The organism is Pseudoalteromonas sp. NS-SX12, from assembly GCF_057367955.1.
Map to the genome: position 1 here is coordinate 1343520 of NZ_CM170635.1, position 14947 is coordinate 1358466.

Annotated in this window: 13 protein-coding genes and 1 riboswitch; of the genes, 9 read left to right on the plus strand and 4 right to left on the minus strand. The window is 41.8% G+C overall.

Annotated features, from left to right (window positions below; genetic code table 11):
* The first annotated feature begins 37 nt into the window (after positions 1-37).
* Positions 38-832, plus strand: coding sequence for a substrate-binding periplasmic protein (locus AC2IOM_RS20325; RefSeq protein ID WP_486359966.1), 795 nt, complete (start codon positions 38-40; stop codon positions 830-832).
* 65 nt (positions 833-897) lie between these two features.
* Here AC2IOM_RS20325 and AC2IOM_RS20330 read toward each other — a convergent pair whose 3' ends face one another.
* Positions 898-2025 (minus strand): MBL fold metallo-hydrolase, encoded by a 1128-nt coding sequence (locus AC2IOM_RS20330; protein WP_486359967.1) that lies wholly within the window; start codon positions 2023-2025, stop codon positions 898-900.
* Between the two features lie 123 nt (positions 2026-2148).
* Here AC2IOM_RS20330 and AC2IOM_RS20335 point away from each other — a divergent pair, with 123 nt between their 5' ends.
* From AC2IOM_RS20335 to AC2IOM_RS20345, 3 genes are all read left to right on the plus strand, one after another.
* Positions 2149-2748 carry a TetR/AcrR family transcriptional regulator gene (locus AC2IOM_RS20335; RefSeq protein ID WP_486359968.1) on the plus strand — a complete coding sequence of 200 codons (600 nt, stop codon included), beginning with the start codon at positions 2149-2151 and terminating at the stop codon, positions 2746-2748.
* 75 nt (positions 2749-2823) lie between these two features.
* A complete protein-coding gene (locus tag AC2IOM_RS20340; protein ID WP_486359969.1) occupies positions 2824-3552 on the plus strand; it encodes a hypothetical protein in 729 nt (242 codons plus the stop codon).
* A 126-nt stretch (positions 3553-3678) separates the two neighbouring features.
* A complete protein-coding gene (locus AC2IOM_RS20345) occupies positions 3679-3984 on the plus strand; it encodes a hypothetical protein (protein ID WP_394224619.1) in 306 nt (101 codons plus the stop codon).
* A 165-nt stretch (positions 3985-4149) separates the two neighbouring features.
* Here the strand turns inward: AC2IOM_RS20345 and AC2IOM_RS20350 are convergent, their stop codons facing one another.
* Both AC2IOM_RS20350 and AC2IOM_RS20355 read right to left on the minus strand, forming a co-directional pair.
* Entirely contained in the window at positions 4150-5640 is a 1491-nt protein-coding gene (locus AC2IOM_RS20350; protein WP_486359970.1) for a dipeptidase, read from the minus strand.
* 78 nt (positions 5641-5718) lie between these two features.
* Positions 5719-6438, minus strand: a complete 720-nt coding sequence (locus AC2IOM_RS20355) for a lipoate--protein ligase family protein (RefSeq protein WP_486359971.1) — start codon at positions 6436-6438, stop codon at positions 5719-5721.
* A gap of 132 nt (positions 6439-6570) precedes the next feature.
* Positions 6571-6760, plus strand: a riboswitch (cobalamin riboswitch).
* 184 nt (positions 6761-6944) lie between these two features.
* Between AC2IOM_RS20355 and AC2IOM_RS20360 the strand changes: the two genes are divergently transcribed.
* The 4 genes from AC2IOM_RS20360 (at position 6945) to astB (ending at position 11189) form a co-directional block, all read left to right on the plus strand.
* Positions 6945-7571 carry a hypothetical protein gene (locus tag AC2IOM_RS20360; protein WP_100914844.1) on the plus strand — a complete coding sequence of 209 codons (627 nt, stop codon included), beginning with the start codon at positions 6945-6947 and terminating at the stop codon, positions 7569-7571.
* Complete coding sequence (locus AC2IOM_RS20365) at positions 7561-8928, plus strand: cobyrinic acid a,c-diamide synthase CobB (RefSeq protein WP_486359972.1); 1368 nt, start codon at positions 7561-7563, stop codon at positions 8926-8928. The genes AC2IOM_RS20360 and AC2IOM_RS20365 overlap by 11 nt, the downstream gene beginning before the upstream one ends.
* On the plus strand, positions 8921-9739 hold the full coding sequence (locus AC2IOM_RS20370; RefSeq protein WP_237129283.1) for a cobalamin-binding protein: 819 nt from the start codon (positions 8921-8923) through the stop codon (positions 9737-9739). The genes AC2IOM_RS20365 and AC2IOM_RS20370 overlap by 8 nt, the downstream gene beginning before the upstream one ends.
* Positions 9740-9851: 112 nt before the next feature.
* Entirely contained in the window at positions 9852-11189 is a 1338-nt protein-coding gene (gene astB, locus AC2IOM_RS20375) for an N-succinylarginine dihydrolase (protein WP_486359973.1), read from the plus strand.
* Between the two features lie 68 nt (positions 11190-11257).
* On the opposite strand, the gene ppc is transcribed toward astB, so the two are convergent.
* On the minus strand, positions 11258-13819 hold the full coding sequence (ppc, locus tag AC2IOM_RS20380; protein WP_486359974.1) for a phosphoenolpyruvate carboxylase: 2562 nt from the start codon (positions 13817-13819) through the stop codon (positions 11258-11260).
* A 163-nt stretch (positions 13820-13982) separates the two neighbouring features.
* Here ppc and AC2IOM_RS20385 point away from each other — a divergent pair, with 163 nt between their 5' ends.
* The gene (locus tag AC2IOM_RS20385; RefSeq protein WP_486359975.1) at positions 13983-14918 is read left to right on the plus strand and encodes a LysR family transcriptional regulator; all 936 of its coding nucleotides are present in this window, start codon (positions 13983-13985) and stop codon (positions 14916-14918) included.
* Positions 14919-14947 lie beyond the last annotated feature (29 nt).

Sequence of the window (14947 nt, forward strand, 5' to 3'; positions counted from 1 at the left end):
GGTTTTTATGGTTCAGGCGTGTTAGCTTGATAAAAATGTGACCACTTCTTTAAAACTGATAGCGTGTATATTGATTGCCATGTGCTTGTTGGCTATGCCATGCCAAGCAAAAACTCTGAGCATTGCTATCGGCGAATATCCGCCTTATTCAACCCGTGCCAAAGGCGAGTTTAATTTCGTACCTGCGCTTATTCGCGCCGCATTTCAAACACAAGGTTATCGCGTAAAATTTAGTTATTTCCCGTGGGGACGCAGTTTTGTAGAAGTGCAAAAAGGTCATTTCGATGTTGCTGCCTATTGGTTTTGCACCGAGGAAAAACAACAAGAATTTTATTGCAGTGAAGCACTTTACACCGAAACTACCTACCTTTTTTACAATACCAAAAATCCGCTGGTGGATTGGCAAAACATTGATGATTTGACAGGCAAGTTAATTGGCGTTACAACTGGCTATAGCTATACCAAAGAATTATTAGCCGCGGGAAATGAATCAAAGCTCACACTCGATTGGGCGAATACCGATAAACAAAATTTAGCGCGATTAATAAAAGGTCGGATTGATGCTTTTCCAATGTCGCTTATTCCCGCTAACTACATGTTGAAAAAAGAGTTTTCTAAACGTCAACGTAAGCGACTGGCCTATCGCAAAAAACCGCTGCGCAGCGACACCACCCATTTACTGTTTAAAAAAGATCGCGAAGCGTCATCCGAGTATCTAAACGCATTTAATAAAGGCTTGGCTGAAATAAAACGAAATGGGGTTTTTGATAAGTTAGTCAGTCAATTGCCGTCAAACAGTAAACAATCAACTGACAAACAGGGTAAGAATTAAACGCTATTTATCGCTGTTTGTTATTTAAGCGCGCAGTGCGCTATTAAATAACAAAACATCACAGTCTAGTTCGTTGCAACGAGAGTTGTTGGCTTGGTAGATGGCATATAATCTTGCCACCACGCGTGCGTATTGGCCGCTTGTCCGAGCTGCTGAATTTCACCCACTATTGGCGTGTTTAAACTAACAGCATGCTGTGTTGCTTGGGTTAAGATCCGCTCTAGTGGTTCGTACCATGCGTGAAACGCTAAATCGAATGTGCCATTATGGATTGGCGTCATTATCTTGCCGTTTAAATCAAGGTGCGCTTGCAGACTTTGCTCTGGTGTCATGTGCACATCTGGCCAATCTTTATCGTAGGCACCTGTTTCAATAAAGGTCATATCAAATGGGCCATAGCGCTCGCCAATGTCTTTAAAGCCTGAGAAATAACCAGAGTCACCGCTAAAATATAAGGTTTTAGCGTTAGCCGAAATTACCCAAGAACCCCATAAGCTTTTGTTGCCATCATTCAGTGCTCTGCCTGAAAAATGCTTAGTGGGCGTAAAGGCAATAAAACCGTGTGTCGTTGCTAACTCTTGCCACCAATCAAACTCTTTTACTTTTGTTGGGCTGATCCCCCATTTTGCTAAATCACCCGCAACACCCAGTGGCACTAAAAATTGTTTAGTTTTATCTGCAAGCAGCTTCACACTGTGTTTATCGAGATGATCATAATGATTATGGGAAATTAGTACCTTATCGATAGGAGGAAGCGCTTCTATCGAAATTGGTGTTGGGTGAAAACGCTTTGGCCCCATAAATGTAAAGGGTGATGCGCGCTCTGCAAATACAGGGTCGAGTAGCCAAAATTCACCATATACTTTAAGCAAAATAGATGAGTGACCAAGTTTTACAATATGGATCTCGTTATCGCCAAGTAATTCAAGTTGTTCGCGCGAAACGGTGTTCATCGGTAGTGGCTGTTCTGGTATTGCATTGAGCTTTTTCTCCGTAAAGTAACGGACAAAAATACCGGCAACTTTGCGCAAACTATTAGGCGTCATGGTGTCGGCGTTATAGAACTTACCATTTTTGTATAGGCTTTGATTGGGCGCTTTTTTCGTGCCCTCAGTTGCTAAGTTATTGTTCACAGTGCAGGCTCCAATAAATAAAATAATGAGTAAAAGGCTTAACCACTTAATCGTTTTCATCGAGTTTTTCTAAAAATGTAAACTACACGGTGTAGTTTTTCATTAAATGATAAAAAAGTAAACTGTGTAGTGCAGTTTTTTTTAATTAAGTTTAAAATGAGCGAGACTGTTAATGAGAAAACTATGAAATTATCTGAGCAAAAACGCATTCACATTCTAGATGCTGCAGAGCAGCTGTTTTTTGAAAATGGGGTAGCGAATACCAGTATGGATGAAGTGGCTAAAACGGCTGCGGTATCTAAACGTACTGTGTACAACCATTTTGAAACAAAAGATGCGCTTTTTTACGCCATTATTGAACGCATGATGGGGCAACTTAATAATATTCAAACAGTTATATTTGATGAAAATAAGTCGCTCAAAGCACAGCTTTTAACTATCGCGGAGCATGAAGTTTCGCTGTTTCGTTCCGACAACTTTTTACGTGTTGCTAAAATCGCTTTTTTGCAAATGTTGCAAGCGCCCGAGTTTGCAAAACAACTGAGCGCCAATTCAATTGGCTGTATGACGTATTTAGAACAGTTTTTAACTGATGCAGTGTCAGCACATAAAATGCAGATTGATGACAACGAACTCGCGGCGAAGCAGTTTGTTTATCAGCTGAAATCTCATATCTTTTACCCACGCTTATACGGTTTCGATGTGCCCAGTGAACAACAAGAAGCCTATTTAATTGAACAAACCGTCGAACTGTTTTTAGCGCGCTATGGCTGTGGGCAATAATAAAAGTAGCTACTGCACAATTACAAAATTTATCTATACTTTCTTGATATTGGTTTAATAAACAAACTGGGTTTTATGCGTTTTATTGTTTATATAATCTGCCTTATCTCTTTGTTAGGTGCATTACCTACAAAAGCCGAACAAATCACTGTTGCAGCGGCGCATTGGCGCGAATTCTCAGAGCCAGGAGGTGAGGGTGTTTACCTTGAATTGGTTAAGCAAACTTTAGCAGGTAAGCAGTTAAAATTTGATGTTGGTAGCTATGCACGCGCCAAGCGTCTGTTTAAAAATCACAAAGCGGATGTGTTAGTAGGTGTCTACAAAAATGATAAAACGTTGCTGGGGGACGTAACTTATCCTAAATATTATTTGGATATGGAATTTCCGATAGTTGCTATCTACAACCCGCGCACGACAAAACTTCGCCACAGTGAAGACTTTAAAGATTTAACTGTTGGGTGGTTTGAAGAATATGCGTATAACCGTTACGTGCCAGAGCATGCGCAGAGCTATCGTTTTACTGATATTCATAAAGCGCTTATGTTACTGGAATCAGGTAAAGTGGATGTAGTTGTAGACCATATTTATAACCTTAGCGAACGGCAAAAACTGATGTTTGAAACCCTTGAGTTGCAAGGAAAAACACCAATTTGGTTGGTTTTTCATGACAATGAACGGGGGCGCTTACTTAAAAATCAGTTTGAACTGGCGTTTGAACAACTTTATCACTCAAAGGCGTTAGCTGAGTTGTTTGGTGAGCATTATGAGCATGCTAATTTCCCGAGTCTATTTCTCAACAAATAACACGAAAAGTAATCCAACTTAATGGTAACACCATATAACGAATGTGAGATCGGATTAATCAGTTAACTTACCATTTTAAACCCGAACTCAGGTTTTTTACTAAAGGTTAATTAAGAGAAGTAATACGTGTCATTAGGTCGCCCTCGCAAGGAAAAAGCACATCCGCAACAGCAGCAATACTTAAAATCAGTGATCGCCGCGCTGCAAGCTGAGCCCGAGAAACTCAATATCATTAAGCAGAATATTGCGCATTATCAAAGCCAAGCATATTTAAAACGTGGTTTTTTGCGTGCACTGGAGCGAATGGAATGGCTTTTTGAAGCAAACCTAACCATTGATGAGTTTTGCCAACAAATAATGGCAGATGATTACATTGGTAACCGCATAAGACGTTACCCACTAATCTTTAAAGGGGTATTAGATAAGGCGTAAATACGAATGGTAGTTGGGTATCAAGGTTATCCCCAGAAATGGTGTGTAAGTCTGTTTAAAAGTGCTACTTTTTAAATGCAATCAAGGTACTAAGGAACGTCATACTTTTGTCACAAAGCATAACGTCGCCTCATTATAAATTATGGTTGTTCTAAATTTGGCCGTTTACATATTGCCAAGTTTCACCATCATGGCGGTATACATTTTTAAGTTAAGCGCCATTTGCTCTGGTGTTAAATACTCGTGCTCAGAATGACCTGTGTATTTTTTGCCTGGCATAGACGGGCCAAACGACACGGCGTTATCAAATAGCTTAGCATTAGTGCCTCCACCAATCGAAACAAAGCTTGCATCTTCATCGCCAGTAAAATGCTTAAAGATATCTAAAAGCGCTTCAGCGTGCGGTGCATCATCAAGCAGCATTGGCGTGCCAATATGAATTTCCACATTGTTTAAAGTCACATTGTTGTTAGCTTGCCAATTGTTAAGCGCGGTATCAATTTGTGATTTTAATAGTGCCTCTGTTTTGCCAACTGGGCGACGTAAATTAACCGATAATTTAAGACCCTCTTCGCTGCGTTTTAGCAGTGTTGGCGCGACAGTCATTGGCCCCATAAAATCGTGACGGTAGGCAATATCACCAAATTTCGCGCCGTATAAATCAAGGCCGATAAGTTGATTAATAAATTCAATGGCCTGACCATCGCAGTTATTCTCTAGATCAATACCTTTGAACACTTCTGCCAAGTGAGCGATGGCATTGTGTCCTGCTTCTGGCTCAGATGAGTGCGCTGATTCCCCTTTAACACTAACAAGCACGCTATCGCCTTTTGTCGTAAGTGTTACTTGCACATCTTTCAGTGCATTTATGTTTTGCTTAAGTATGTTAAACGCTTGCGCATCCGCATTATGCAGGACCACACTGGCATCTTCAGGTATTTGGCTAACAAATGCACCGCCTTTTAATTCGCTAACATAAACACCGGTTTGTGGTGATGAACCTGTAAATGTCGGGGCAATTAAGCTCCAGCCTTTTTCAGCAACAACCACAGGGTAAGATGCATCAATAGTTATTGCATACTTTGGCTGCTGGTAGGTTTTCATAAAGCGCTTTAGTGGTTCCCAGTCTGATTCTTCAGCAAGGTACACCATCAGTTCAATACGATTGTTTAGCGTAACATTATTATCTTTTAGCGCTTTCATAGCATAAAGAGCTGTTGAAATTGCGCCTTTGTCGTCTTCGGTACCACGGCCAATTAATTTACCTGGCTCTGAGGTGCTATCAAGTACAAATGGGCTTTGCTGCCATTTTGTTGGGTCTGCCGGTTGCACATCGCCATGGGTTACTATGGTTACTTTCTCTTGTTGTTCACCCATGCCAATTAATACGGTGTGCCCAAAATCTTGATAATCAAAACCAAGCTCCGCCGCTTTAATTTTTAATAGCGATTTAAAGCCAATAAAGTCCGGATTTTGCGGTGTATCGATGTCTTTGTTATTAACGGTTGGAAACGACACCATATTGGCTAACGTATGTATTTGCGCATTTTGGTATTCTGCTACGGCGTATTGTGCCAACTCATCGGTTGATGGGCTAACAGATGCAAACGCATGGCTTGCCAGTAACGCGGCGCATGGAAGAAGAGCGAATTTCAAGGGAGCACTCCGAGGTAATTAAAGGTGAAATAAGTCCCAAGTGTAACACCACTGAACACTAAAAAAAGGGTTTTACGGTCAGCTCGATTTATGTTTTTGATGATTTATAAAACTGGTAAATAAGCGCTGAAATAATTCGTCGATATCGGGTCGCTCTTGGGTGTGTTCAAACAAGCTGGTATGCACATCGGCTATTGCACGATCACCTTGCTGATGATGTTCGTAACATAAATTTACAGGTGAAACTAAGGTTGGCATATTTGCATTTACTAAAATGCAGGCCTGCGCCAGTACAATTTTACCACCGCCTTTTTTTAGTAATACACGCTGGGCTGTGCCGACGATTTTCTTATTTTTAATATTAAGATTGTAATCACCATCGCAATAGCTGCCAGGGGTGGCATGAGTTTCAACCTTAATATTAAACTGCTCAAAAAAAGAAGATAAAATAGCGCAAAAGTCTTTGTAGGCGTTTGGAATAGAGTAGGGAATATGTTCTTCTAACACATACATATAAGATACATTAATTACCCCTTCACATTGTGGCACAGGGGCGCCGCCAGTTTTGCGGGCGTGTAGTTGCCAACCGGTTTTCTTTAGCTTTGATTCGAGCGCTTCAGTTTGTTGCCATTTATTACCCGACGGTAAAACCAAAGTTGGCTTATCGCTTTGCCAAAGTAACAGTGCTTGGTCTAAATTGCCGTTTTGCAGTTGGCTAATTAATTCATTTTCTTTTTCAAAAACTGCTTCAACTGAGATTTGCTTGAAACGAAGTACTTTGGCTTTTACTTTTGACATTGCTAATTAAAGATTAACTTTTTGCTTAGCATACCGCAGTTTGTAATTTTTGGCAGTGCCTCGTTATATCAACAAACAAAAAGTTTTAATAAGAATAATGTCTTAGCTTGATTTAACAATGCTAGCTGACATATATTTGCGTTGTAATTAGGTGACTATTGTTTTTTTATAAACAATGTTTAAACGGGAATCCAGTTAAAATCTGGAACTGCCCCCGCAACGGTAACTGTGAGCGACAACCACCACTGTCTGTTTATGATGGGAAGGTGCTGTCAAAGCGATGATCAGGAGTCCGGAGACCGGCCTAGTTCACTCGAGTACTGCGGTGGGCGGTGAGCAACGAGAACACAATCGCTTTTATATCAATTACAGTAATTTGTGGTCGCGACAATGGATCATCTAATTACCTGAATGATATTGTTATTCCTTGCTGTAACAGGCAAAGGAGTGTGCCTTGTATCTTGTCATTTCCTATCGCATCAATTCTAGTATGCGGAAACATTATAATGACAGATCGTTCAAGTTTATTTACCCCAATCAAAGTGCAGCAATTCTCGTTGCTGATTTACGCGTTGTTAGCGCTATTGATGATAGCCACCCGACCGTATCACTTTGCGTCTGCGCTCCATTTGCCAAGTGCCAGTACAGCAATTTTCTTTATTTTAGGCTTGCTGGCGTCTAAGCACCGTACTTTTGCCGTATTTGTGGTACTAAGTGTGTCGATTGATTTAACCAGCAGCTATTATCGCGGTGATTTTGGCGATTGTATTACGCGTTCATACCCATTTTTATTTGTTGGCTACTATGTGCTGTGGTGGGCGGGTCATAAAAGTTTGCAACTAAAGCTCGATGAAACAAAGTGTGTGGTTGCTGCAAAAACGGTAATGGCACTGGTTAACTTATGGCTTGCAAGCTCAATTGCATTTTTAACCTCAAACGCGAGCTATTATTGGCTATCGGGTAAATTTAGCGATATGTCGTTAAGTACTTACTCAGAGCGTGTAGCACAGTATTACGCGCCATATGTTACTAGCCCGTTTGGCTACGTGGCGATTGCGTTGGCATTGTACCTTGCCTGTTATTACTTAAAACCACACACCAGCATTTTAAAAACAACCCATCATGGCCGTTAATTCTCCGGTATTTTGCCCTGCACTTGTAATTAGTGCGCCAAATTCGGGGGCGGGCAAAACCACAGTAACCGCCGCTATGGCACGCTATTTTACCAATATGGGCAAAACGGTTCAGGTATTTAAAACTGGGCCCGATTTTATTGATCCCATGATTTTAGAAGCGGCATCAAACCGTCCTGTATATCAATTGGATCTGTGGATGGTGGGTGAAAGTGAATGTCAGCGCATGCTTTACCAAGCAGCTATCGTTGCAGATCTTATTTTGATTGAAGGCGTAATGGGGCTGTTTGATGGCACCCCAAATACTGCCGATTTAAGCGACCTATTTGGTATTCCGATTTTGGCGGTGATTGATGGCTCAGCCATGGCACAAAGTTTTGGTGCCTTGGTTCATGGCTTAGTAAATTACCAACCAAGCCTTAATTTTTACGGTGTGATAGCCAATAAGATCGCAGGTAAAGGACATGGCGAAATGGTTTTGCAATCCATAAACGAAAAGGCATTAACGCAAGACTATTTTTTACGAAATTCCCATATTAGTTTGCCTGAGCGCCACCTTGGTATTATGCAAGCAGGTGAGTTACAAAATATCAACGTGTATTTAGAACAAGCCGCACAGCAATTTGCTAACTCACACTTTAATCAACTACCCAAAGATGTGGTGTTTTGGCCCTCAAAAGAGGGAGATGATGCAAAGCAATACGCAGATTTTAAACGTGCTAAACCACTTAAAGGGCAACGTATTTTGGTTGCCAAAGACAATGCGTTTTCGTTTTTGTATCGTGCCAATTTGGCGATGTTGGCAGATTTTGGCGCAGAGCTAAGCTACATTTCGCCATTACAGGATAAAACCTTGCCAGAGGGAGATGCGCTCTATATTCCAGGTGGGTACCCTGAGCTTTATGCGCAGCAATTAAGCCAAAATAATGCGTTTAAACAAGCCGTAAAACAGTTTGCTAAAAGCAATAAACCGGTCTTAGCGGAGTGTGGCGGTATGCTCTACTTATTGGATGAATTAATAAGTGAAAACACACACTTCACTATGTGTGGCGTGTTAAACGGCAAAGCCACAATGAATAAAACCCTCTCTAGCATTGGTCAACAATATGTCGATTTAAGTGCTGTTTATCCAAATATTGCTGCACCTTGTGAAGTGCGAGGGCACAGCTTTCATTATTCTAGCGCCGAAATTAACCTTACCGCTTTAGCGTATTCACAGTTTTACCCGCGTCACACGCAAGCTGAGGCAATTTATGCATGTGACAAAATACTCGCATCTTATATGCATTGGTATTTTCCTAGCAATATGGCGTTTTTTGTTAGGTTTTTTAATGGAGAAATAACACGGGATGAGTGATTTTAAAACAGCAAAATGGCCTGAGCGCATAATTTGTTTAACGGAAGAAACCACAGAAGCGCTTTATTTAATGGGCGAGCAACACCGTATTGTTGGCATCTCTGCTTATACTGTGCGCCCCGAAAGAGCCAAACGTGAAAAACCTAAAGTTTCGGCGTTTGTAAGCGCTCGCATTGATAAAATTATGTCGTTAGAGCCCGATTTAGTATTGGCGTTTTCTGATCTTCAAGCTGATATTGTGCGTGATTTAATAAAACAAGGCGTCAATGTGCACTGTTTTAATCACCGCAGTATTCAAGAGGTGTTGCAAATGATCCGAACGCTGTCGGCATTGATTGGCGAGCCACAAAAAGGCGAAAAACTAGTTAACCAATTGGTGGATAATCTAAACACGATTAAAGCAAGTGCAGCTCAGCTTACAGTAAAACCTAAGGTGTATTTTGAAGAGTGGTTTGATCCACTTATTACTGGCATTACTTGGGTCAGTGAATTGGTAGAAATCGCCGGTGGCATTGATTGTTACAAGGAATTTGCCAGTGAAAGCCTTGCCAAAAATCGCATTATTAAAGACCCATGCGACGTAATCGAAAAAGCGCCGGATATTATTTTTGCAGCTTGGTGTGGTCGCCCTTTTGTGCCTGAGAAAATGTTATCGCGCGACGGCTGGCAAACCATTCCAGCAGTGATAAACAAACATGTTTATGAAATTAATTCGAGCGATATTCTGCAGCCAGGTCCGGCCGCGCTAACGGATGGCATAAATCAAATTCATCGTATTATTAAAAACTGGAGCACACAGCACTCAACTTAATTTTTAGTATCTGGCATGTATTTAGCAACTCAGCTTTGTATTCACGTTTTTTTGGTTTTAAACACGAAAAACGCCTAATAAAAGTGCAACCTTGCACTAAAAGGATGCAAAGATGACAGTGTACGAAGTGAATTTTGATGGGTTGGTCGGCCCAACCCATAACTACAGCGGCTTATCGTTTGGTAACGTCGCATCTAAAAATAACGCAAAGCAAACCGCCAATCCGAAAAAAGCTGCGCTACAAGGCCTTGAAAAAATGCTGGCGATGACAAAGCTTGGCTTAAAGCAGGGTATTTTACCGCCTCAGGTTCGCCCAGATACTTACACGTTACGAAAATTAGGTTTCTCAGGTAGCGATAAAAATGTAATTACAAAAGCAGCCAAAAACGCGCCGCAGTTTTTAAAAGCCTGTTATTCTGCATCATCCATGTGGTCGGCAAATGCGGCAACAGTATCGAACAGTTTGGATTGTGACGATGGCAAAGTGCACTTCACACCCGCCAATTTAAGTAACAAACTACACCGCGCCATAGAAGCCGAGCAAACAAGCCGTACCCTTAAAGCCATTTTTAACAATGCACAGTATTTTACCCATCATTCGCCACTACCACATCATCCATTATTGGGCGATGAAGGAGCGGCAAATCACACTCGTTTAGCCAACTCGCACAACGAAAAAGGGTTATCGCTCTTTGTTTATGGTGAAGATGCATTATCAGATATCAAACCAAAGATTTACCCTGCCAGACAAACCTTAGCTGCCAGCGAGGCCGTTGCTCGCGCACATGGTCTAAGTGAATCAAACTGCTTATTTGTGCAGCAAAACCCTGACGTTATCGATCAAGGTGTATTTCATAATGATGTAATTGCAATTGGTAACGAAAATGTGCTGCTATACCATGAAATGGCATTTTATCACTCCGCACATGCGGTTGAAGCTATAAACACAAAATACCAAGGTGATAAACCACTTCACTTAATTGAAGTCAGCAGCGATTATGTGAGTGTTGAAGATGCAGTTTCAAGCTACATTTTTAACAGTCAGTTAATTACATTACCAAACGGCACAATGGCCATTGTAGCCCCCACTGAATGCCAGAATAACGATAAAGTGGCGACTTATCTTGCGACCCTTCGTGAGGCGAGTAACCCTATTTCTCAGGTCATTTATTTTGACTTGCAACAAAGCATGAAAAATGGCGGTGGTCCAGCGTGTTTACGTCTTCGCGTGCCACTAAATGAGTTAGAATTAAGCGCCGTTGCCCCTGAATGTTTAATGGATGAAGCGAAATACCACACCTTAACAGCCTGGGTTGAAAAGCATTATCGAGATGCGATTTCAGAAGATGATTTAGCCGACCCAAGCTTACTTGTAGAAAGCCAAACAGCCCTTGACGAACTAAGCCAAATTTTAAAGCTTGGTTCAATTTACCCATTTCAAATGGACTGAACGTGAGAAGAAACAAAAAGGCGAGGGTAACCTCGCCTTTTTTTTGCACTAAATAGTTGGTATCGACATTACCCTGTATTTCGCATTCCCGTAGCAATACCTGCCATGGTGACCATAAGCACTTGCTCGCTTTCAGGGTGCTCAGGCTTATTGCGTAAGCGTTTTAATGCCTCAATTTGTAACAAGTGTAGAGGCACTAAGTAAGGCTGACGTAACCTAAATGAGCTTAAGTTCCAAGGATCACTCTCAAGTGTGTGTGCTTGGTTAAGCAAAGTCAGTACTGCTTGTTCGTCTTGCTGTAATTGGCTACGCAGTTGCTCACCTAAGCCTTGTAGCTCAGGTTCAACAAGGGCTGCGTCATACAGTGCTGATAGCTCTGGATCGGACTTTAAATACACCATTTCAGTCAATGAAATACGGGCTTTAAAATACGGCCAGTTTTCCAGCATTTCGTTCATCAGCGCGGCATTTTCTTGATAAAACGCTTTAATCGCCTGGCCTAGGCCCAACCAACTTGGTAAAACTAAACGGTTTTGGCTCCACGCAAATATCCATGGAATTGCGCGCAGTGATTCAATGCCACCATCTGAGCGGCGCTTGCTTGGGCGTGAGCCAAGTGGCAATGATGATAACTCTTGCTCTGGCGTTGCTTGACGGAAATAGCGCACAAAATTTGGTTCTTCGCGGATATAACTGCGGTAAATTTCACAACTAAGCGATGCCATATTGTTCATAAGCTCTCGCCATGATGCGGGTGGCACAGGTTGTGGGTGAATTAAGCTTTCTAAAATCGCACTGGCATACAAGTGTAAACTACGCACAGCAAGGTTTGGCAAACCAAACTTATAGCGAATGGTTTCACCTTGTTCGGTGACACGTAAGCCACCATCGAGTGTGCCCGGCGGTTGCGATGCAATTGCATCGTGTGCAGGACCGCCCCCGCGACCAATGGTACCGCCACGGCCGTGGAACAATTTTAGCTCGACCTCAAATTGTTTAAATACTTGCACGAGTGCTTCTTGCGCTTGGTATTGCGCCCATGTGGCCGCTAACACGCCCGCATCTTTTGCCGAATCACTGTAGCCTATCATCACGTACTGCTGCTTTTTACAGCGCGTTAAATATTGCTCTATATTTAGCAAGTCGCCCATCACTTTTGGCGCGTTATTTAAATCATCCAATGTTTCAAAGAGCGGTGCAATTGGCATATCCCAATTAAAACTTGTAGCTTTCATTAACAGGTTTACCGCCAGGACATCGCTTACTTTGCTCGCCATTGAGATAATATAAATACCTAGCACTTCGCGCGGTTGCTTAGCCACCATTGCAAAAGTATCGAGCACTTCTTGGGTGTTTTCACTCCAAGTGACATTTGGTAATAACGGGCGTGGGTTATTTATTTCGCCGAGTAAGAACTCAACACGGCGTGTTTCATCCCAAGTATTGTAGTCGCCTAAATTGAGCGCGCTAACAATCTCGCCAATGGCTTCATCGTGACGTTCACTGTGCTGGCGAATGTCCAGTTTTACCAGTGAAATACCGAAACATTGCACCTTGCGAATTAAGTCGAGCACTTGTGAATTAGCAACGCGGGTAAGACCGACTGCTAATAAGCTATTGCGGCATGCTTTTAATGGTGTAAGTAAATCTTCTGAAGATGAAATTGCACCTTTAGTTTTGCCATCACGTAGCAGTGTAATTGATTCTTTAAATTCGTTAATTAACTGTGTGATCACCGCGCGGTATGGGCCAATATTATTAATATCCGCTTCAATTAAATCATCGGTTGCTTTGTGCATCGATAATTCTAAATAAAGTGATTCAAAGTCAGTTAAGTAGAGCTCTGCCGCAATTAATCGCGCTTGTAAAATGGCTTGTTTACTGAGTTTAGCGGTAACAAACGGGTTACCGTCTCTGTCGCCTGCCATCCAGCTGGCCATAGTTATTGGCACTATATCTTCAGCCAGCGGTTCGCCAATCAAGTTTTGTGAAAGCTCATCTAATTCGCGTACAAATTGTGGTACCGCATGCCATAAACTATCGGTAATGGCATGTAAGCCCCAGCGTGATTCGTCAAGTGGTGTGGGGCGCTGCTGCCTAATTTCATTGGTGTGCCACGCTTGTTCTATGATTTCTTGCACGCGTTCGCTCAGGGGGGCTTCGCCTTTACTGAGTTCATCGGCCACTTCGTTGTATTTATGTATAAAAGTGCGGCGGTTAACTTCGGTTGGGTGTGCAGTTAGCACCAGCTCGATATGCAGTTTTTTAAGCGCTTGTTTAAACGCGTTTGCATCAATACCGGTTAATTTTTCTGACAGTGAATCAAGCGGATGCGGCAAATCAAGCTCTGCTAAGCCTTGCTCACTGGTTGTGTGTTGTTGCTCTGCCACATTTGCGAGGTTTAAAAACTGGCTAAATGCACGAGCATGAATTAATAAATCTTGCTCGTTACTATTTGCAAAAATTGTTTGTAGGTCTTCAACGGCATGGTTTTCACCTGCCACAATGCGCTTGCCTAAAAGGCGTACCTCTTCAATTTTATCAACCCAACCATCGCCCTTGTCTTCGGCAATTGTTTGGCCAAGTACTTCACCTAACGCACGCACATTATTTGATATGGTTTCTAACATAACTTCCTCATTCCCCAATACAAAGCGTCACCACCTGCGTTGTTGTTCTGAGATGCAGGTTGTATTTTATGCATTTATAAGACAAAAATTAGTCTATGCGCGCAGTTAAGTAAACGCTAATATATATTTTTATAAATATTTATAAATAAAAATCTATATCATTATGCGTCTACCCACAGTTAGGCAGTTACAGCTTTTAAAAGCGCTTGATCAATACAAAAGTATTTCTTTGGTGGCGCAGCAGTTACATGTATCGCAACCCTCGGTGTCGATTCAGTTAAAGCAATTAAGCGAAACGGTGGATATGCCGGTGTATCGCCAGCATGGCAAAACCATTGTGCTTACCGATGCGGGAAAAGCGCTACTAACATGCGCCAATGAGGTATTTACTAGCTTTCATAATTTGTCGGTATCGATTGATGAGCTTAAAAGCGTGACATCGGGCTCGCTTAATTTATGTGTAGTTTCAACTGCTAAGTATTTCTTGCCGCTAATTTTAGGGGCGTTTTGTAAAAAGCACCCAAAAGTTGATATCAATTTAAAAATAGGTAACCGCCAAGAAGTAAAAGAGCGCATAGAAGCCAACGAAGATGATTTTTACTTTTTTAGTCAGTGCCCTGAGCGCCCCGAAATTATTAAAACACCGTTACTCGATAACGAACTGGTGGTAATTGCTCCTGCCAGGCATGAATTGCACTTACAACAAGAAGTCAGCTTAAACCGTTTATCGCATTACCCGTTTATAATGCGTGAAAAAGGCTCGGGTACACGTAATTTAATTGAGCAATTTTGCAAAGAGCAACAATTAACCTTGAATGAAAAAATGACCATCGAAAGTAACGAAGCGATAAAATACGCTGTTGCCTCAGGTTTAGGCTTATCTATTTTAAGCCGTCATGCGCTCGATTATGGCGAAGTACCGGGATTGGTAAAATTAGATGTAAAAGGTTTTCCTATTCGTAGTACGTGGTTTTTAGCGAAACGCCAAGACAGAAAGCAAAGTTTGCTTGCTAGTGCGTTTGAAGCCTTTATGAAAGAGCAAGGCGTGGCCATTTTAGAGCGCTCGCAAGTGAGTGCTAAAAGTGCATTATCAAGCTAGAGTTTTAGTGGTTTTTTCTGCTACTATCC

Excerpts from the sequence above, each read along its gene's own strand:
- AC2IOM_RS20330 (WP_486359967.1), bottom strand. The coding sequence starts at position 2,025 with ATGAAAACGATTAAGTGGTTAAGCCTTTTACTCATTATTTTATTTATT.
- AC2IOM_RS20335 (WP_486359968.1), top strand. The coding sequence starts at position 2,149 with ATGAAATTATCTGAGCAAAAACGCATTCACATTCTAGATGCTGCAGAG.
- AC2IOM_RS20340 (WP_486359969.1), top strand. The coding sequence starts at position 2,824 with ATGCGTTTTATTGTTTATATAATCTGCCTTATCTCTTTGTTAGGTGCA.
- AC2IOM_RS20355 (WP_486359971.1), bottom strand. The coding sequence starts at position 6,438 with ATGTCAAAAGTAAAAGCCAAAGTACTTCGTTTCAAGCAAATCTCAGTT.
- AC2IOM_RS20360 (WP_100914844.1), top strand. The coding sequence starts at position 6,945 with ATGACAGATCGTTCAAGTTTATTTACCCCAATCAAAGTGCAGCAATTC.
- AC2IOM_RS20365 (WP_486359972.1), top strand. The coding sequence starts at position 7,561 with ATGGCCGTTAATTCTCCGGTATTTTGCCCTGCACTTGTAATTAGTGCG.
- AC2IOM_RS20370 (WP_237129283.1), top strand. The coding sequence starts at position 8,921 with ATGAGTGATTTTAAAACAGCAAAATGGCCTGAGCGCATAATTTGTTTA.
- astB (WP_486359973.1), top strand. The coding sequence starts at position 9,852 with ATGACAGTGTACGAAGTGAATTTTGATGGGTTGGTCGGCCCAACCCAT.
- ppc (WP_486359974.1), bottom strand. The coding sequence starts at position 13,819 with ATGTTAGAAACCATATCAAATAATGTGCGTGCGTTAGGTGAAGTACTT.
- AC2IOM_RS20385 (WP_486359975.1), top strand. The coding sequence starts at position 13,983 with ATGCGTCTACCCACAGTTAGGCAGTTACAGCTTTTAAAAGCGCTTGAT.